The sequence below is a fragment of the Alistipes sp. i18-0019-D1 genome (assembly GCF_042852885.1).
Taxonomy (GTDB): domain Bacteria; phylum Bacteroidota; class Bacteroidia; order Bacteroidales; family Rikenellaceae; genus Alistipes.
Map to the genome: position 1 here is coordinate 3,093,156 of NZ_AP031424.1, position 19,630 is coordinate 3,112,785.

Genomic DNA, 19,630 nt, shown 5'->3' on the forward strand with positions numbered 1-19,630 from the left:
GGACAGGGCTTCATGCAAAGGGCTGCACTGATTTCGTGCAGCCCTTTGCCGGTGTTTCCGTTCGGGAAACCGGTTATTTCATGTATCCCTTGATGTAGTGGTGATGCTCGCCCCAGCGCTCGAAAGCCGCGCGGTCCAACTCCTCCTGGGCCGAAGGATGGGCGATGGAGATCAGCAGGCGTGCACGCTCCTGCAGGGTTTTGCCGTAGAGGTCCACGGCTCCGAACTCCGTCACGAACCAGTGGATGTGGTTGCGCGTCGTCACCACGCCGGCGCCGTCCAACAGCGTCGGGCAGATTTTCGATACGCCCTTGTTGGTGATCGAAGGCATGGCGATGATCGCCTTGCCGCCCTTCGAGAGCGATGCACCGTAGACGAAGTCGATCTGTCCGCCGACACCCGACCAGAATTTCGTGCCCAGCGAATCGGCGCACACCTGGCCCGTCAGGTCGACCTGCAGGGCCGAGTTGATGGCTACGAAGCGGTCGTTCTGCGAGATGATGTAGGGGTCGTTCGTGTACCCGACGTCCATCATCAGTACGCCCGGGTTGTCGTCGATGAAGTCGTAAACGGCTTTCGAACCCATCAGGAAGGTCGAGACCATCTTGCCGGGGTCGGTTTTTTTGGCTTCGCCGTTGATCACGCCCTTCTCCACCAGCGGCAGTACGCCGTCGGCGAACATCTCGGTGTGGATACCGAGGTTCTTATGGCCGCCCAGCTGGCTGAGGACTGCATTGGGAATGGCCCCGATACCCATCTGGAGCGTTGCGCCGTCCTCGATCAACGCGGCGCAGTGCTTTCCGATGGCCGTCTCGACCTCGTTCGGCTCGGAGAATTTCGCTTCGATCAGCGGGGTGTCGTCTTGCACGAAGAAGTCGATCTTCGAGGAGTGGATCATGGCCTGGCCGAAGGCGCGCGGAACGTACTTGTTCACCACGGCGATCACATGATCGGCGCACTCCACGGCCGCCAGGGTGGCGTCGACGGAGGTTCCGAGCGATACGAAGCCGTGTTTGTCGGGCGGGCAGACCTGGATCATCGCCACGTTGCACGGAACAGCTCCGCAGCGGTAGAGTTTCTGGGTCTCGCTCAAGAAAATCGGAATGTAGTCGGCATAGCCGCTCTGGGTTACCTTGCGGACGTTCGCCCCCACGAAGAAGGAGTCGAGCTGGAATACGCCTTCGAATTTCGGATCGGCGTAGGGAGCGGGACCCTCCGTGTGCAGGTGATGGACATGTACGTCCTTCAGTTCGCCGGCCTCGCCGCGTTTGCACATGGCGTTGATCAGGCACTGGGGAGCCGACGCCACCGAGCTGAGGTGGACATGGTCGCCCGATTTGATGACCTTGACGGCCTCTTCCGCAGTCGTAAAATGGATTGGGTTAGTCATTACTGCCAAAAAATTGTAAGTAGTTGTTAGTTTTATGGGTTACTTGCGTTTCACTTCCACCTGTTCGTATCCTTCGACGATGTCGCCGACGCGGATGTCGTTGAACGACTCGATGTTCAGACCGCAGTCCTGCCCGACCACGACCTCCTTGACGTCGTCCTTGAAACGTTTGAGCGAACCGAGCTTGCCGGTGTAGATCACGATGCCGTCGCGGATGACGCGGATCGGGGTCGAGCGTTGCAGCTTGCCTTCGCGGACCATACATCCGGCGACGGTTCCGACCTTGGTGATCTTGAAGATTTCGAGCACTTCGACCGAAGCGACGATCTCCTCCTTCATCACCGGTTCGAGCATGCCCTCGATGGCGTCCTTGATGTCGTTGATGGCGTCGTAGATGATCGAGTAGAGGCGGATTTCGATCTCCTCCTTCTCGGCCAGCCTGCGTGCCGAAGCCGACGGACGCACCTGGAAGCCGACGATGATGGCGTTCGAAGCGGCAGCCAGCAGCACGTCGGACTCCGAAATCTGTCCCACGGCGGCGTGGATGACGTTGACCTGCACGGTCTCCTTCGAGAGCTTGATCAGCGATCCGGACATGGCCTCGACCGATCCGTCCACGTCGCCCTTGACGATGATGTTCAGCTCCTTGAACGAGCCGATGGCGATGCGGCGGCCGATCTCGTCGAGCGTCACGTGCTTCTGGGTCATGATGCCCTGCATGCGGGCCAGCTGTTCGCGTTTGTTGGCGATTTCGCGTGCCGAGCGGTCGTCGTCCATGACGTTGAACGTGTCGCCGGCCTGCGGTGCGCCGTTCAGTCCGAGCACCTGTACGGGCGTCGAGGGTCCTGCCTCGTCCACCTTCTTGCCGTTCTCGTTGAACATGGCCTTCACGCGGCCCGTGTAGGTTCCCGAGAGGATCACGTCGCCGACGCGGAGCGTGCCGCTCTGCACCAGGATCGTCGACACGTAGCCGCGGCCCTTGTCGAGCGTCGACTCGATGACCGTGCCCTGCGCCTTTTTGTTGGGGTTGGCCTTCAGGTCGAGCATCTCGGCCTCCAGCAGCACCTTTTCGAGCAGTTTGTCGAGGTTCAGGCCCTTTTTGGCCGAAACCTCCTGGTCCTGGTATTTGCCGCCCCACGACTCCACGAGGTAGTTCATCTGCGAGAGCTGCTCCTTGATGTGGTCGGGGTTGGCGCTGGGCTTGTCGATCTTGTTGATGGCGAAGACCATCGGCACGCCTGCGGCCTGCGCGTGGTTGATCGCCTCGACGGTCTGCGGCATGACGCTGTCGTCGGCCGCGACGATGATGATGGCTACGTCCGTCACGGCGGCTCCGCGGGCACGCATGGCCGTGAAGGCTTCGTGGCCCGGGGTGTCGAGGAAGGTAATCTTCTGCCCGTTCAGCACCACGCTGTAAGCGCCGATATGCTGGGTGATACCGCCGGCCTCGCCCTCGATGACGTTGGTTTTGCGGATGTTGTCCAGCAGCGAGGTCTTACCGTGGTCGACGTGTCCCATGACCGTCACGATCGGCGGACGCGGAACGAGGTCTTCCTCGCGGTCCTCGCTGTCGTCGGCGATGGCCTCCTGAATCTCCACCGAGACGAATTCGGTCTTGTAGCCGAACTCTTCGGCGACCACCACGAGCGCCTCGGCGTCGAGACGCTGGTTGATCGACACCATCAGACCCAGGTTCATGCAGGCCATGATGACCTCCGTCGGCGGGACGTTCATCATCGTGGCCAGTTCGCTGACGGTCACGAACTCCGTGACCTTGAGCGTCGAACGCTCCATTTCCTCGCGTTCGAACTCCTCGTTCATGCGCTCGGCGACGGCGTCGCGCTTGTCCTTGCGGTATTTCGAGCTTTTGCTCTTGGCTCCCTTGGCCGTCAGACGCGCCAGGGTGTCCTTTACCTGCTTCGAAACCTCCTCGTCGCTCACTTCGGGGCGCACGATCGGTTTGGGGGCGTTCTTGCCCTTGTTGCGGCGTCCTTCGCCCGGACGGGGCTGGTTCTGGCCCTGCCCGCCGCGGTTCTGACCCTGTCCTCCCGGACGGTTGCCGTTGTTGTTCTGGCCGCCCTGGCCCTGACGGTTGCCGCCGCCCTGCGCATTGCCTCTCGGGGCCTTGCTGACGTCGACTTTCTCCTTCTGGAGACGCTTGCGCTTGTGCTTGCCGCCTGCGACGAAGCCCGACACGTCCATCGTGCCGAGCACCTGCGGACCGGTGAGGGTCACCGTTTCGGGGCGGAAGATGTTGTCTTTCGGAGCCTCGGGCTTCGGTTCCGCCGCAGGGGCCGGAGCCGTTTGTGCCGCGGGCGCTGCCTGCGGGGCCGGAGCGGGTTTGGGAGCGGGGGCTGCGGGAGTCTCTGCGGCCTTGGGCTGCGGAGCCGGGGCGGGCGTTTCCGCCTTCGGAGCCTCCTGCGCGGGAGCGGTGACCTTCGCGGGGGCCGGCGTTGCGGCCGCAGCGGATTTCGGCGTCTCGGCAGGCTTCGGCTGGGGAGCCGGAGCGGGTGCGGGAGCCGGTTTCACGGTCTCCGGGGCTTTCGGAGCCACCTCCGCCTTTGCGGCGGGAGCCGTCGGCTGGGGCGCAGGTTTCACGGCCTCGGGTTTGGGCTGGGGGGCCGGAGCCGCCTTGGGCTTGGGCGAGAGGTCGATCTTGCCGAGGAACTTCGGCTGCTGAATTTCGTCCTTGACGCTGATGACGTTGCTTTTGATGACAACCTCCTTCTCTTCCTCGCGCTCCTGCTTCTTGGCTTCTTCGAGGGTTACGGTCGTCTGCTTCAGGGAGATGCGTTCGCGGATCGAATCGCGTGCGCTGGCGGCGCTGCGGTTTGCCCCGAACTCCTTCTCCAGAACGGCATAAGTCTCCGCGTCGACCAGCGTGTTGGGCGACCCGTCGCTTTTGATGCCCTTCTTCTGCAGGAAGTCCGTGACGGTGTTCAGTCCCACCTTGAACTCCTTTGCAACCTGAATGAGCCTTAATTTTCTTTCATTACCCATATCTTGTCTCTTTTCCTTTCTTGTCTTGCGTTGATTATTCGAATTCGGCTTTCAGGATCTCCACGACCTTCTGCGCCTGCTCCAGTTCGAGGTCGGCGCGGGCGGCGATCTCCTCGACGGGAAGTTCCAGCACGCTCTTGGCGGTGTCGCAGCCGGCGGCTTTCAGGGCGTCGATCACCCATCCGTCGATCTCGTCGGTGAACTCCGTGAGTGCCACGTCTTCTTCCTCGACCTCGCGGTAGACGTCGATGTCATAGCCGGTGAGCATCTTCGAGAGACGGATGTTGAGACCTCCCTTGCCGATGGCCAGCGAAACCTGATCGGGCTTGAGGTAGACCGAAGCGGTCATCTTCTCCTCGTCGATGGTGATGGACGACACCTTTGCGGGGTTGAGCGAGCGCTGGATCATCAGCGTCGGGTTTGCCGTGTAGTTCACCACGTCGATATTTTCGTTGCGCAGCTCCTTGACGATCGAGTAGATGCGCGAACCCTTCATGCCGACGCAGGCACCCACCGGGTCGATGCGCTCGTCGTAGGACTCCACGGCGACCTTGGCGCGCTCGCCGGGGATGCGGACGATCTTCTTGATGGTGATCAGACCGTCGAAAATCTCGGGAACCTCCTGTTCGAACAGGCGCTCCAGGAACTGGTTGGCCGTGCGCGAGAGGATGATGCGCGGTTGGTTGTTGTTCATTTCGACCGACTTGACGATGGCTTTGATCGTGTCGCCCTTGCGATAGAAGTCGTTGGGTATCTGCTCGGCCTTCGGGAGGATCAGCTCGTTCTCCTCGTCGTCGAGGATCAGCACCTCCTTTTTCCACACCTGGTACACCTCGCCCGTGACGATGTCGCCGACCTTTTCCGAGTATTTCTCGTAGAGGCTGGCCTTCTCCAGGTCGAGGATGCGCGAGGCGAGGTTCTGGCGCAGCGACAGCACGGCGCGGCGGCCGAACGAGGCGAGTTTGATTTCGTCAGCGTATTCGTCTCCGATCTCGTAGGTGGGGTCGATGGCCTTGACCTCCGAGACGGAAATCTGTGCGTTGGGGTCTTCGACGGCGCCGTCCTCGACGACGGTGCGGTTGCGCCAGATTTCGAGGTCGCCCTTTTCGGGGTTGATGATGACGTCGAAATTCTCGTCCGTTTCATACTGTTTCTGCAGCGCGTGGCGGAAAACGTCCTCCAGCACGCCGATCATCGTCGACTTGTCGATGTTCTTCAGCTCTTTGAATTCGGCAAAGTTGCTGATGAGATTGAGATTGTCCATTGTGTGCTTTATCTGATTTTTAATTGTTACTTGAAATCCAGCCACTCCTTCGTGTACTTGATCTGATCGAAGGGGTAGCTGCGCGTGACCTTCACCAACTGCTTCTTCTTTTTGCCCTCGACGGCCTGCTTCTCCTCGTAGGAGAGGACGATGCCCTCGCCGGTGACCTCCTCCAGCTTGGCCAGGATCTTCACGCCGCTCGTGAGCAGCACCTCGGCCGACTTGCCGGCGAGTTTGCGGTACTGGCGCAGGCTTTTCAGTTCCGAGCCGATACCGGCCGACATGACCGTCAGCGAAAAATCCTCCTCGTCGCGGTCGAACTGCGCCTCGACGGCGCGGCTCAGCTCCGCGCAGGCGTCGATGCCGACCGACGAGTCGCTGTCGATCGTCAGTTCGACCTCGTTGCCCGGCGTGCAGGTACAATCCACGACGAACATGTCCGTCCCTTCCAAATGACGTTCCGCCGCTTCGATTATCTTTTTCGTGTCTATCATAGTCGTTGAATTTCGGTCGAGTATAAGTATAAAATAAGGGGACTGCCCGTCCCCTTACCCTTCACGCTGTCTTTCGACACCGCAAATATAGTGAAAAATTCCGATATACCAATATTTATACGCAAAATTTACTCCTCTTTGCACCGCGATTCGTAAGGTTTGATGATGCCGCGCTTCGAGGTGCGGATGAATTCGACCAGCGCATCGCGCTCGGGGCTTTGCGGAATCTGCCGTTCGACCTCGTCGCAGCCGTTCAGGTAGTTCAGACCGCTCTGGAAGAGGATGCGGCAGGCGTCGTGGATTTCGGCGATGCGCTCGTGCGAAAAGCCGCGGCGCGCAAGCCCGATCTTGTTGATGCCCGCGAAACGGAGCGTGTCGTTGCGCACGATGACGTAGGGCGGAAGGTCCTGACCCAGCAGCGCGCCGCCCTGTATCATGGCGTGCGCCCCGATGTGGGTCCACTGGTGGACGGCGGCGTGGCCGCCGATGACGACCCAGTCGCCGACGTGCACTTCGCCGGCGAGCGACACGCGGTTGGCGATCACGCAGTTGCTGCCGATGATGCAGTCGTGCCCGATGTGGACGTAAGCCATCAGCAGGTTTTTCGACCCGATGCGCGTGGTTCCGGTCGAAGCGGTTCCGCGGCTGATGGTCACGTACTCGCGGATGTCGTTGTCGTCGCCGATCTCGCAGGTGGTGATTTCACCGGCGAATTTCAGGTCCTGCGGAAGGCACGCGACCGAAGCGGCGGTGTGGATGCGGCATCGTCTGCCGATGCGCGCCCCGTCGTGGATCACGGCTCCGGGACCGATCCAGCAGTCGTCGCCGATCACCGTGTCGCCCGCGACGCAGGCAAAGGGTTTCACCGTGACGTTGGCCCCGAGCTTGGCGTCGGGGTGGATATAGGCCAGGTTGCTGATCATTTCCTCTATTTTTTGTTTTTGACTACCTGCGCCATCATCACGGCCTCGCAGGCGAGCGTCTCGCCGACGAACGCCTTGGCCTCCACGAGGGCGACGCCCCGGCGGATCGGTTCCAGCAGGTGGATTTCGAATTGCAGCGTGTCGCCCGGAACGACCTTGCGCTTGAATTTCACGCCGTCGATCTTCATGAAGTAGGTCGAGTAGTTCTCCGGGTCGGGGACGTTGCTCAGGACCATGATGCCGCTGCACTGGGCCATGGCCTCGACGATCAGCACGCCCGGCATCACCGGCTCTTCGGGGAAGTGGCCCACGAAGAACGGTTCGTTCATCGTCACGTTCTTGATGCCCGCTACGGACGAGGGGTCGCAGTGGAAAATGCGGTCCACCAGCAGGAACGGCGGACGGTGGGGCAGCATGCGGCGGATGTCGTTGATGTCGTAGAGCGGCGGCTTGCGGCAGTCGTAGGTGTAGCGGGGTTTCTCGCCTCCGCGGCGAATGGTCTGCTTGAGCTGCTTCATGAATTCCGTGTTGGCGAAGTGTCCCGGGCGGGTGGCCCAGACGCGGCCCTTGATCCGTACGCCCAGCAGCGCGAAGTCGCCCAGCAGGTCGAGCAGTTTGTGGCGCGCCAGCTCGTTGTTGCAGCGCAGTTCGAGGTTGTTGAGATAGCCCGCCTTGATCTCGATGTCGGGCTTGTTGAAGACCTTCTTGAGTTTGTCCAGCTGCTCGTCGGGCACGGGGTTCTCCACCACCACGATGGCGTTGTCCAGGTCGCCGCCCTTGATCAGGTTCATGTTGATCAGCGGCTCCAGTTCGTGCAGGAAGACGAACGTGCGGCAGGGCGAAATTTTCCTGGCGAAGTCGTCGCCGGGGTTGAAGGTGGCGTACTGGTTGCCGATGACCTTCGAATTGTAGTCCACGTGCACCGAGACGGAGAATTCGTCGTCGGGGTAGAGGATGATCGCCACGCCCTTCTCGGGGATCGTGTAGACCATCTTTTCGGTCACGTGGTAGAACTGCCGCTCGGCGTCCTGGTCCGCCAGTCCGGTTTCGGTGATGGCCCGGGCGTATTCGCGGGCCGAGCCGTCCATGATGGGGGTCTCGGGGGCGTCGATGTCGATCACGGCGTTATCCACGCCGAGGGTCCAGAGCGCCGACATGATGTGTTCGATGGTGTGTACGCGGTGTCCGCCGGCTTCGACGGTCGTGCCGCGCGAAGTGTCTACGACGTTGTCGCACAGGGCGGGGATTATGGGTTGTCCTTCGAGGTCGGTGCGGCGGAATACGATTCCGGTTCCGGCCTCGGCGGGGTTCACGGTCATGGTAACTTTGACGCCCGTATGCAGGCCCTTTCCCGAGAATGAGATCGGCGCCTTCAGCGTTTGTTGTTTGGTTGACATAAGCGGTGTTTCTATTATTTGCGCGCAAAGATAGGAAATTTTCGGTAAAAAACGCTACTTTTGCTCAAAATTCCGACACACCGCAATGACTGAAACACCCCGTGACGACAAACCGAAACCCGCCCGCAGGCCGCGTATCAAACTGCCCTTCGACAACCGCAGGGAGGATGTGGGGTCGTGGACCTACGACCACCGTATCGGCCTGTGCGTCACGTTGATCGCCTACCTGGTGCTGATGATCGGCTTCGTTTCGTCGAAGATCGTCGTGGGCCGGCGCACGCATCAGCAGGGCATGTATATCGACCTTCAGACGCTGGCCGAAATGGAGCAGGAACGCGACCGCCTGGAGCGCGAAGTGCGCGAGCGTCAGCGGCAGGAGGAGATCGACTGGCGGAGCATCCGCAACCAGGCGTCGAACGAAAATGCCCTGAACGAGAAGCTCCGCGACGACCGCGGGACCAACGCTGCGGCGCTGAACGAGGCGGCGGCCGAGGCCGAGGCGCGGATGCGCGCCAACCGCGAGGCCTACGAGCAGGGGCTTGCCGAGGAGCGGGCCATCCGCGAACGCCGCGGGACGAAGGACGGCGCGGAACGTCAGGACCGCAAGGTCAAGGGGCGTGTCACGGTGTCGTTCTCGATCGCCAATCCCGTGCGCACGTCGCGTTATCTGGAGGTCCCGGCCTATCTGTGCGAGGGCGGGGGCGACGTGACGGTTGCGGTCACGGTGGACCGTGCGGGCAAGGTGACCGGCGCGCGCGTCACCGAGGGCGGCGACGACTGCATGCGCGAGTCGGCCCTGCGCGCCGCCCGCAATTCGTTGTTCAACATCGACGACTCGGCGCCCGCCCGTCAGACGGGGACCATCACTTATATCTTCATCCCCCAATGATTTTCGGTGATTGCGTCGCACCTGCCGCGCATCCCGGGGCATTTCTAATCTGATCAGACGGGACGTCTTGAGCGCTGTCCGTTCGGATTTCTGCCGCTTTTCGGCCGGCGGTCAACCGCGGGTTTCGCCTGCGGGATACTTTGTACTTTTTGGCTGCAAAAAGTACGAAAAACTTTCCGGTGGATGCCTTCGCCTGCTTCGTCCCGTCTAACGTTCGAAACGGGCGCCTATTCGCGGGGGCGCACGCGCCCCTGCCCCGTTTCCTGCCACTTTTAGCCGGGCCTTCGTCTCACGGCTCCGGCATCGGGCCGGAATCCTGCGCCGCCAACGGCGGCGTGAGAGAAGGCGCAGCAACCGGATCGGAAACGTAGCATCCGGCCATCGCCTCTGAAAGCGGTTTTAAACCGCCGCATTATCGCTTGCAGCGGAGAAAGAACTGCCGAAAGCCCGCGCGCCCGGAGCGGGAGGCTGGCAAAGGCGTCCGCAGGCGAGGGCAGACAGCTTGCTGTTTGCCGAGCCGCCACAGCCTTTACGGCGCGTGTTTTTGCGCCGTAAAGGCCTGATCTTACTGCGCCCGCTCAGCGCGGCCCGGAGGTTGTTCCCGCGAAAGCGACATGCGGATGGTTTTGGTGCTACCTTTTGCCATCAAAAGGCAGCTACTCCCCGCGGACGAAAGCCGCGGAAGACGTTTCTTGGCGAAAAAAGCCTTTTTGGTCCGCGGTTCCGTGCCGGGGAAATTGGCTTTTTTTATTGATAATTTCGGCTTTGGCCGCGGATTTATCCGAAAAAAATGTAACTTTGTAGCCGACGTAATTTTCCGAACCGTAAGATGCGTAAACTGCTTTTCATCGTGCTGGCCTTCACGGCGTGCCTGCTCTTTCCGGAGGGCGGCGACGGCGTGCGCATCCGGCAGCAGGCGCCCTCTGCGGCCTTTTCGGCGGGCGATGTGCGCGCCGACCAGTGGCAGTGCGAGCGTACGTACAATTCGGACCTGAACCACCAACCCCGCGTGCTCCGGGAGGCGGAAACCTGCCCGGCGCAGCCTTCGTTCCGTCACGGCGACCGGCAGGTTCCGGCCGAACGCGCCGTCGTGCGCGCTCTCGCTTCGTGCGGTTGTGGTACGGGAGTTGCCAAGTTAACCTCTGCGTTCCAATCCTCCGATCTCTCCGCCGGACCGCATGCCGTGGATTACTATGTCTACCGGCTGCGGCGGCTCATTATTTAGCGTACGGTATTTCCCGAACGGTTCGCCGTTTTGTTTGCCTGAAATACGAATGTCTGATAATGAAAGAGATATGGATAAGATTAAAATTTGCGAGGCGATGTACGCCTTGCCCGGGGAGGTTGTGGTACGCCGCCGCAAATCCCTCCTGCTGCCTGCCGTGCTGTTTGCGGCCGGCGTGGCGATACTGGTTCTGAATCACGTTTACGGAGCCTCGATGACCAACAACCTCCGCTCGTCGGCGGTGTTCATCGGCGGTTCGCTGGCCCTGGCGGGGATGATCACGCTCGCGGCGCGCTTTTTCAGCGCCGAAGGCGCGCCCTACTACCGTGCCGGACACAGTTACCTGCGTTACGACGAACTCTACTTCGAGCGCTCGCAGAGCCGCGACGTGGCGGATCTCGTGGCGGAAGGCAATGTGGAACGGCTGCTGGCAATGCCCCATGCGCGGGTTCCGGCGGTCTCCGTGGCCATGTACCGTACGCCCGACAACCGTTTCGCCGCCATGCAGGCCTTCGAGTATGCGGACCTGGAGTACCGGCCGCTGACCCGGTTGCAGATCACCCCTGTGAAAGAGGGGGTTTAGGAGGCGGAAGGATTGTCGCTGCGTTCCGGGACCGGTAACTGCGCCCGCTGAATTTTGGATACGAAAAAACAGATTGGACAGATGATAGACATCAGTGGTGAAAATGTAGTATTGGTCGGTGCGCTGCTGCTCTTCGTGGCGGTGATGGCCGGCAAGGTCGCCTACCGCTTCGGCGCCCCCGCGTTGTTGCTCTTCCTGGGGGTCGGCATGTTGTTCGGGCTGAATTTCATTTCGTACCGTTCGGTCGAAATGACGCAGTTCGTCGGTATGATCGCGCTGTGCATCATCCTCTTCACGGGCGGTATGGACACCTCCTTCCAGGAGATAAAGCCGATCATCGGGCCGGGCGTCGTGCTGGCCACGGTGGGGGTGGTCATGACGGCCATGGTGCTGGGGGGCTTCGTATGGCTCGTCGCGCCGTGGCTCGATCTGGAGATCTCCTTCGCGCTGGCGCTGCTGCTGGCCGCCACGATGTCCTCGACCGATTCGGCGTCTGTCTTCTCGATCCTGCGAAGCAAGAAGCAGGGGCTCAAACAGCACCTCCGGCCGCTGCTGGAGTTGGAGAGCGGTTCGAACGACCCGATGGCCTACATGCTCACGATCCTGCTGATCGGCGTGGTTACCAACTCCCAGGGCGGGAGCGGTCTGGGTATGAGCGTCGTCTATTTCGTGGTGCAGCTGGTCGTCGGCGCGCTTTCGGGCTACCTGATCGGGCGCCTGGCGGTGTGGACGATCAACAAGATCAACCTGGCCAATCACTCGCTCTACTCGGTGCTGCTGCTGGCCTTCATCTTCTTCGCCTTCGCCTTCACGGACCTCGTCAAGGGCAACGGCTACCTCGCGGTTTACCTCGCGGGTCTGGTCGTGGGGAACCATAAGCTGGCGCAGAAACGTTCGCTGACAGTCTTCTTCGACGGTTTCACGTGGCTCATGCAGATCGTGATGTTCCTCACGCTGGGACTTTTCGTCAACAGCGACGAGCTGCTCCGTCCCGAGGTGCTGATCCTCGGCGGGGCGGTCGGTGCGTTCATGATCCTCGTGGCGCGTCCCGTCACGGTTTTCGCCTGTCTGCTGCCGTTCCGGCACTTCACGACCAAGGCGCGCCTCTACGTTTCGTGGGTGGGCCTGCGCGGCGCCGTGCCGATCCTGTTCGCCATCTACCCGATGATGGCGGGCGTCGAGCACGCCGAACTGCTGTTCAACGTGGTCTTCCTCTCGACGATCATCTCGCTTCTGGTGCAGGGCACGACCGTGAGCGGCATGGCCAACCTGCTGGGGCTGGCCTACGAGGAGCGCGAATCGGCCTTCAACGTCGAGATGCACGAGGAGATGAAATCGGCGCTGACGGAGGTCGAGGTCAACGAGAACCTGCTCGCCAGCGGTCATACGCTCAAGGACATCACCCTGCCCGAAAATACGCTGGTGATGATGGTCTGCCGCGACGGGGAGTACTTCGTGCCGCAGGGCAAGACGGAGCTCAAGCTGGGTGACAAACTGCTGGTCATTTCGGACCGCAGCGAGGAACTGGAAACCACCTATAAGGATATGGGCATCGACGACGTGATGAAGCTCGGATAGCTTTCGGCACTCATTGCCTGCGAATTACGGCCCGGGATTGCATCCCTGTGCCGCGCCGCCCTCCGGCGGACGCCTGTTCGGATCTCCGGCGATTCTGTCGCCGGAGATTCTTTTTTTTTGCCCGTCCTGTTCCGTATTTCGGCGATTTTTCGTACCTTGAACCGGCAAACGGAGATTTGCGTTCCGGAACCCGAACCGGAGTCCGGAATGTCTCTTTGTTTCGATTTGTGACGTATAATATGCCTTTGTAGCATAAAACAAATAGAAAAGATTGAAAAAGAAAATCAACATTCGGCAAAAAGTCGTACATTTGCCATGTTCGCGGACGCCTTCCTGCGGCGGCCGGCCCTGACCATGAAACTGCTGAAACCCACATACCTGCTGCGAACCCTGCTGCTGCTCTGCGCCGTAGCGGCCGTGTCGTCCGCCTGCGAGCGGAACGAAGCGCAGTCGCTGTCGGACAAACTGGACCACATGATCGCCAACCGGCAGGTTTACGACTGCCGGAAGGAGCAGCGGATCGCCGAGCTGCGGCATCTGTTGAGCGTGAGCGGCCTGACTCCCGCCCAGGAGTACGAGATCAACGACAGGCTGTTCGGCGAGTTCCACAAATACAAACTCGATTCGGCCATCCGCTACACGGAGCGCAACGTCCTGCTGGCGCGCCGGCTGTGCGACCGCCGCAAGGTCTGCCTTTCGGGAATTCGCCTGGCGGAACTCTACTCGTCGACGGGCATGTCCATCGAGGCGAAGCGGATGCTGGACTCGATCGACCGCCGGTCGGTGCCCCGCGACATGCTGGCGACCTATTACAAGGCTTATAATCGTTTCTACCAGCAATACGTGGCTTTCAGCGGGCAGAAGTACTTCCGCGAACTGGAGGAACGCTACCAGGATTCGGTGATCATGGTGGCCGACACGGCTTCGGGGCGTTACAAGCTCGACCTGCTCGGCCAGATGAGCCGCCGTGACCAGTCGCACGAAATGGAGGTCCGGCTGCTCGGGTTCCTGGAAAGCCTCGAACCCGATTCGCAGCTCTACGCCGAATGCGCCTATGCGCTGGGCAGTTTCTACCGCCGCCGCGGCGACGACTGGCTGGCGCGGAAGTACTACATGCTCTCGGCGATGACCGACATCCGGAACTCCACGAAGGAGAACGCCGCCTTTCAGGCGCTCGCGACGCTCTATTACCGCCACGGCGATCTTTTCCGGGCGTTCCGCTACACGCAGGCGGCCGTCGAGGACGCGCTTTTCTCCAACGTGCAGTTCCGCACGGTCCAGATGTCGGAACTTTACTCGATCATCATTGCCTCGCACCAGGCCAAGGAATCCCGCACCAAGCACAAGCTGCAACACTATCTGGTGTTGATCAGCGTGCTGTCGGCGGTTCTCGTCCTGCTGTTCGTCTACCTCTGCAAACAGCTCCGCAAGGTCTACCGCATCAAGGAGGAGCTTTCGCAGACCAATGCGAAACTGGCCCGGCTCAACGAGGAACTGGGCGAGAAGAACGAGCAGCTGTCGGACTCCAATGCCGTCAAGGTGCAGTACATCGCGCGGTTCTTCGACCTCTGCTCCATGTATATCGACAAGATGGACGACTACCGCAAGTCGCTCAAGAAGCTGGCCCAGGACCGGAAGTTCGACGAGCTCAACAAACGGCTGAAATCGACCTCGATGCTCGAGGACGAGCAGGACGAACTCTACAAGAATTTCGACGCCATCTTCCTGAACCTCTACCCGTCGTTCGTCGAGGATTTCAACGCCCTGCTGACCGAGGACGAGCGGATCGTGCTCAAGTCGGAGGACCTGCTGAACAAGGAGCTGCGGATTTACGCCCTGCTGCGCCTGGGCATCACCGACAGCGTGAAGATCGCCTCGTTCCTGCGCTGCTCGCTTTCGACCGTCTATAACTACCGGACCAAGGTGCGCAACAAGGCGGCCATCTCGCGCGAGGAGTTCGAAAAGATGGTCATGAAGATCGGAACGGCCCATAAAACGGACGTCTGACCATTCCAGATTGTCTACATTTTTCGGGGTGTTTTAAAATGCAATGTATTGTTAATTAAAGATATGGTTCAAAAGTGGTTCTACATTTTCCGATTCAGTTTTCAAACCGAAGCCTATTCGGGTTAATTTTGTAATCGACGCGGTGCGTCTGCCGGTATTTTTCTTCGGAAACGGGAGACGCGGCGCGGAACCTAACTTTTAACCGACCTTATTGACTACACGATGAATCCTGTAAAAGTTGGCCTTATCGGCTTCGGCAGAATGGGAGGTTTCTACCTCGAACAAATGCAGAAAAGCGGCAGGTGGGACGTTGCGTACATCTGCGACGTCTGCGCCGAATCGCGGGACCTGGCGCGCAAGCTGGCCCCCGGGGCGAAGGTTGTGGACGACGAACAGGTTATTTTCGACGATCCCGAAGTGCAGGTCGTGGGGCTGTTCGCCCTGGCCGACTCGCGCAAGTCGCAGATCGAGCGGGCTTTCGCCGCGGGCAAGCACGTCATCGCCGAAAAACCCATTTCCGACAGCATCGAAAACGAATGGCAGGCCGTCGAGCTGGCCGAGAACACGCAACTGTTTTCGACGGTGAACCTCTACCTGCGCAACTCCTGGTATCACAATACGATCAAAGATTTCATCGCCCAGGGCGAGATCGGCGAACTGGCCATCGTGCGGGTCTGCCACATGACCCCGGGGCTTGCTCCGGGCGAGGGGCACGAGTACGAAGGCCCGTCGTTCCACGACTGCGGCATGCACTACGTGGACATCGCGCGCTGGTATGCCGAATCGGAATTCAAGACCTGGAACGCCCAGGCCCTGCGGATGTGGAACTACAAGGACCCCTGGTGGCTGCAATGCCACGGCACGTTCGAGAACGGCGTGGTGTTCGATATCACGCAGGGGCATGTCTACGGCCAGCTGGCCCAGACGCAGACGCACAATTCCTATGTGGACATCATCGGCACGAAGGGCATCGCCCGCATGACGCACGACTTCAAGACGGCGATCGTCGAGCTGCACGGCGTGACGCAGACCCACCGCCTCATCCAGCCCTACGGGGGCAAGAACATCGACACCCTGTGCAAGCTCTTCGCCGAGTCGATCGAGACGGGCCGCCGCAGCGAGGCGCTCCCGGAGTTCCGCGACGCGGCGATCGCTTCGGAGTACGCCTGGCGGTTCCTGCGCGACGCCCAGGGGCACGACCTCCCGGCCATCGGGGAACTGGAGACCCTGCGGCAGATCCGCGAACGCCGCCGCACGATGAAGGACGGCTACGGTCTGCTGCGCAAACACGCATGACAATCGCATAACCCTAAAACTACCTGAACTATGAATCATCTGTTATTTATCGGCGTGGGACAAATCGTCATCATCGCGCTCGTTGTGCTGCTGCTGTTCGGCGGCACGAAGATTCCGGAATTGATGAAGGGCCTCGGCAAGGGCTACAAGATCTTCAAGGACGAGGTCGACAATATCGAAAAGAACATTAAATAACCCCAATACTAACTCAAATTAAACCTCGAAACGATGGCAAAAGAAATGTCAAGAAGAACGTTCCTGAAGCAGGGAGCGGCTGCCGCGATCGGCTTAGCGGTCGTACCCAGCACGGTTCTGGGTAAGAAGTTCGGCTACACGGCCCCCAGCGACAAACTCAATATCCTGGGCGTCGGCGTCGGCGGACGCGGCGCTTCGGTGCTGAAGGGCCTGGAGAGCCAGAACATCATCGGCCTGTGCGACGTCGACTGGAAATACGCCGACCACATTTTCAAACGTTATCCTGCGGCCAAGAAGTTCAACGACTACCGTAAGATGTACGACGAGATGCTCAAGTCGGCCGATGCCGTGATGGTCGCTACGGCGGACCACACGCACGCCATCATCGCCGCCGACGCCATGACCGCCGGCAAGCATGTATATTGCGAAAAACCGCTGACTCACACCGTCTACGAGTCGCGCCTGCTGACCAAGCTGGCCGACAAATACAAGGTCGCCACGCAGATGGGCAACCAGGGCGCATCGGCCGAAGGCGTGCGCAAGGTCTGCGAATGGATCTGGAACGGCGAGATCGGCGAGGTTACCCGCGTGGACACCTTCACCGACCGTCCCATCTGGCCGCAGGGCCTGGCTCGTCCCGAGGAGGACATGCGCATCCCCAAGACCATGAACTGGGACGCCTTCATCGGCCCGGCTCCCTACCGCCCCTACAACGCCGCCTATACGCCGTGGAACTTCCGCGGATGGTGGGATTTCGGAACCGGCGCGCTGGGCGATATGGCCTGCCATATCCTGCACCCCGTGTTCAAGGGTCTGAAACTGGGCTATCCGACCAAGGTGGAGGGCAGTTCGACGCTGCTGCTGAACGAGTCCGCTCCCTCGGCACAGCGCGTGAAGTTCATCTTCCCGGCCCGCGACAACATGCCGAAGGTGGCCATGCCCGAAGTCGAGGTGCACTGGTACGACGGCGGCCTGATGCCGGAGCGCCCCGCAGGGCTTCCCGCCGGCAAGAACCTGAACGTGAGCGGCGGCGCCGCCATTTTCTACGGCACGAAGGACACGCTGATCTGCGGCTGCTACGGCAAGGATCCCTACCTGGTTTCGGGCCGTGTTCCCGAGGCTCCGAAGGTGTTGCGCGAGATCACCGAGTCGCACCAGATGGACTGGGTGCGCGCCTGCAAGGAGGACGCCGACGACCGCGTGCTTTCGGCATCGGACTTCAGCGAGGCCGGACCGTTCAACGAAATGGTCGTTATGGGCGTGCTGGCAGTCCGCCTCCAGGGCCTCAACCAGGTGCTGGAATGGGACGGCCCGAACATGCGTTTCACGAATATTCCGGACGATGCCATGATCAGGACGGTCATCAAGGACGGTTTCCACATCAAGGACGGACACCCGACCTTCGACAAGACCTGGACCGACCCCGTGAACGCACAGCAGTTCGCCCAGGAACTGATCAAACACACCTACCGCGACGGCTGGGCGCTTCCCGCCATGCCGCGCTAAACAAACCTGTCCGTAAAACCTAAAAAATACAGAAAGAATATGAAAAAGACCTTTTTATTTTCGGTATGCGCGGCTCTGACCGCATCGCTGGTTTCGTGCGGCGGCCCCGGCGGCAAGGCCAAGACGGCTGAAACGGCCGATGCGAAAACCGCCAAGAAAGCTGTTCCCGAATACACCGTTGTCGACAACGCGCAGGTGGACCTCGCCTCGTTCCCGCAGGACAAGGACGGCTACTATGTGATCTTCGACGGCAAGACGCTCAACGGCTGGCGCGGCTACGGCAAGGACAAGGCTCCTTCGCGCTGGACGGTGGAGGACGGCGCCATCAAGTTCAACGGCTCGGGCGGCGGCGAGGCCCAGACCGGCGAGGGCGGCGACCTGATCTTCGCCAAGAAGTTCAAGAACTTCGAACTGGAGATGGAGTGGAAGGTTTCGAAGGGCGGCAACTCGGGCATCTTCTACCTGGCCCAGGAGGTTACGACCCAGAAGGACGGCAAGACCAAGTACGAGCCGATCTACATCTCGTGCCCCGAGTATCAGGTGCTCGACAACGCCAACCATCCCGATGCCAAGCTGGGTGTCGACGGCAACCGCCAGTCGGCGTCGCTCTACGACATGATCCCCGCCGTTCCGCAGAACCAGAATCCCTTCGGCGAGTGGAACAAGGCCAAGATCATGGTTTACAAAGGCACGGTCGTACACGGCCAGAACGACAAGAACGTCGTGGAGTACCACCTGTGGACTCCCCAGTGGACCGAGATGCTGGAGAACAGCAAGTTCAGCCCCGAGAAGTGGCCTCTGGCGTTCGAGCTGCTCAACAACTGCGGCGGTGAGAACCACGAAGGATACATCGGCCTGCAGGACCACGGCGACGATGTCTGGTTCCGTAACATCCGTGTCAAGATTCTCGATTAAGGGTTCCTTGCGATGAGAAACAGGCTATTCGCAGTCATCTGCGCCCTCCTTGCTTTGGCGATGCTCCCCGGCGGAGCATCCGCCAGGGCGAAGAAGGCCCCGAAGAAGGATATCGGCATCCAGCTCTACTCGGTGCGCAGCCTGATCGGGGTTTTCGGCAAGAGCCAGGGCGATTACAAACCCGTCCTGAAACAGCTCGCCGACATGGGTTACACCTCGGTCGAGGCCGCCAGCTACAAGGACGGAATGCTCTACGGACAGACTCCCGAGCAGTTCCGCAAGGATGTCGAGGACGCCGGTATGCGGGTGATTTCCACCCACTGCACGCTCAACCTCTCCGACGAGGAGCTGGCCTCGGGCGACTTCTCGAAGGCCCTCGCGTGGTGGGACGAGTGCATCGCGGCGCATAAGGCCGCCGGTGCGGAGTATATCGTGGTTCCCTCGATGCGGAAGATTTCGACGCTCAAGGATTTGCAGACCTACTGCCGCTATTTCAACGAGGTGGGGGCACGCTGTGCCGCCGCCGGCATGAAGTTCGGCTACCACAACCACTCGCGCGAGTTCGAGAAGATCGAGGATAAGGTCATGCTGGACTACATGCTCGAAAACACCGATCCCGACAAGGTGCTGTTCGAAATGGACGTCTACTGGACCGTGATGGGCAAGGCCAGCCCGGTGGACTACTTCAAGAAGTATCCGGGGCGTTTCCGGCTCCTGCACATCAAGGACCGCCGTGAGATCGGCCAGAGCGGCATGGTGGGCTTCGACGCCATCTTCGCCAACGCGCGGGAAGCCGGCGTGGAGAACATCATCGTCGAGATCGAAGGTTCGAGCTACAACGACATCGTGCGCAGCGTCCGCGAGTGCGCCGACTACCTGCTCGAAGCGCCTTTCGTCACGGCTTTTTTTCGTAACGAATAACGCCTTCCGGCAGCGTTGCGCATATCCGGCCGTCTGTAAGACGGCCG

Annotated in this window: 16 protein-coding genes; 10 read left to right on the plus strand and 6 right to left on the minus strand. The window is 60.6% G+C overall.

Annotation, left to right across the window (positions count from 1 at the left end; genetic code table 11):
- Positions 1-73: 73 nt before the first annotated feature.
- The 6 genes from ACGHP5_RS12900 to ACGHP5_RS12925 form a co-directional block, all read right to left on the minus strand.
- Entirely contained in the window at positions 74-1,390 is a 1,317-nt protein-coding gene (locus ACGHP5_RS12900; RefSeq protein WP_290533009.1) for an acetyl-CoA hydrolase/transferase family protein, read from the minus strand.
- Between the two features lie 39 nt (positions 1,391-1,429).
- Positions 1,430-4,390 carry a translation initiation factor IF-2 gene (gene infB / locus ACGHP5_RS12905; RefSeq protein WP_390567132.1) on the minus strand — a complete coding sequence of 987 codons (2,961 nt, stop codon included), beginning with the start codon at positions 4,388-4,390 and terminating at the stop codon, positions 1,430-1,432.
- A gap of 34 nt (positions 4,391-4,424) precedes the next feature.
- On the minus strand, positions 4,425-5,654 hold the full coding sequence (gene nusA / locus ACGHP5_RS12910) for a transcription termination factor NusA (RefSeq protein ID WP_290533011.1): 1,230 nt from the start codon (positions 5,652-5,654) through the stop codon (positions 4,425-4,427).
- A gap of 26 nt (positions 5,655-5,680) precedes the next feature.
- On the minus strand, positions 5,681-6,148 hold the full coding sequence (gene rimP / locus ACGHP5_RS12915; protein ID WP_390567135.1) for a ribosome assembly cofactor RimP: 468 nt from the start codon (positions 6,146-6,148) through the stop codon (positions 5,681-5,683).
- Positions 6,149-6,276: 128 nt separating this feature from the next.
- Positions 6,277-7,071, minus strand: coding sequence for an acyl-ACP--UDP-N-acetylglucosamine O-acyltransferase (gene lpxA / locus ACGHP5_RS12920; RefSeq protein ID WP_390567136.1), 795 nt, complete (start codon positions 7,069-7,071; stop codon positions 6,277-6,279).
- 5 nt (positions 7,072-7,076) lie between these two features.
- Positions 7,077-8,468 carry a bifunctional UDP-3-O-[3-hydroxymyristoyl] N-acetylglucosamine deacetylase/3-hydroxyacyl-ACP dehydratase gene (locus ACGHP5_RS12925; RefSeq protein WP_290533014.1) on the minus strand — a complete coding sequence of 464 codons (1,392 nt, stop codon included), beginning with the start codon at positions 8,466-8,468 and terminating at the stop codon, positions 7,077-7,079.
- Between the two features lie 85 nt (positions 8,469-8,553).
- On the opposite strand from ACGHP5_RS12925, the gene ACGHP5_RS12930 reads away from it, so the two are divergent.
- The 10 genes from ACGHP5_RS12930 (at position 8,554) to ACGHP5_RS12975 (ending at position 19,583) form a co-directional block, all read left to right on the plus strand.
- Complete coding sequence (locus ACGHP5_RS12930) at positions 8,554-9,357, plus strand: TonB family protein (protein WP_390567138.1); 804 nt, start codon at positions 8,554-8,556, stop codon at positions 9,355-9,357.
- An 829-nt stretch (positions 9,358-10,186) separates the two neighbouring features.
- On the plus strand, positions 10,187-10,582 hold the full coding sequence (locus ACGHP5_RS12935; protein WP_290533016.1) for a hypothetical protein: 396 nt from the start codon (positions 10,187-10,189) through the stop codon (positions 10,580-10,582).
- A gap of 70 nt (positions 10,583-10,652) precedes the next feature.
- Positions 10,653-11,165: a hypothetical protein gene (locus tag ACGHP5_RS12940; protein WP_290533017.1), complete on the plus strand. Its 513-nt coding sequence runs from the start codon at positions 10,653-10,655 to the stop codon at positions 11,163-11,165.
- A gap of 81 nt (positions 11,166-11,246) precedes the next feature.
- A complete protein-coding gene (locus ACGHP5_RS12945) occupies positions 11,247-12,743 on the plus strand; it encodes a potassium/proton antiporter (RefSeq protein WP_290533018.1) in 1,497 nt (498 codons plus the stop codon).
- 315 nt (positions 12,744-13,058) lie between these two features.
- On the plus strand, positions 13,059-14,750 hold the full coding sequence (locus ACGHP5_RS12950; protein ID WP_290533019.1) for a DUF6377 domain-containing protein: 1,692 nt from the start codon (positions 13,059-13,061) through the stop codon (positions 14,748-14,750).
- A 222-nt stretch (positions 14,751-14,972) separates the two neighbouring features.
- On the plus strand, positions 14,973-16,046 hold the full coding sequence (locus ACGHP5_RS12955) for a Gfo/Idh/MocA family protein (protein ID WP_290533020.1): 1,074 nt from the start codon (positions 14,973-14,975) through the stop codon (positions 16,044-16,046).
- Between the two features lie 30 nt (positions 16,047-16,076).
- Entirely contained in the window at positions 16,077-16,241 is a 165-nt protein-coding gene (locus ACGHP5_RS12960) for a twin-arginine translocase TatA/TatE family subunit (protein ID WP_015545763.1), read from the plus strand.
- A gap of 33 nt (positions 16,242-16,274) precedes the next feature.
- Positions 16,275-17,747, plus strand: coding sequence for a Gfo/Idh/MocA family oxidoreductase (locus ACGHP5_RS12965; protein WP_390567142.1), 1,473 nt, complete (start codon positions 16,275-16,277; stop codon positions 17,745-17,747).
- A 39-nt stretch (positions 17,748-17,786) separates the two neighbouring features.
- Positions 17,787-18,662 carry a DUF1080 domain-containing protein gene (locus tag ACGHP5_RS12970; RefSeq protein ID WP_290533022.1) on the plus strand — a complete coding sequence of 292 codons (876 nt, stop codon included), beginning with the start codon at positions 17,787-17,789 and terminating at the stop codon, positions 18,660-18,662.
- 12 nt (positions 18,663-18,674) lie between these two features.
- Positions 18,675-19,583: a sugar phosphate isomerase/epimerase family protein gene (locus ACGHP5_RS12975; protein WP_390567143.1), complete on the plus strand. Its 909-nt coding sequence runs from the start codon at positions 18,675-18,677 to the stop codon at positions 19,581-19,583.
- The last annotated feature ends 47 nt before the right edge of the window (positions 19,584-19,630 follow it).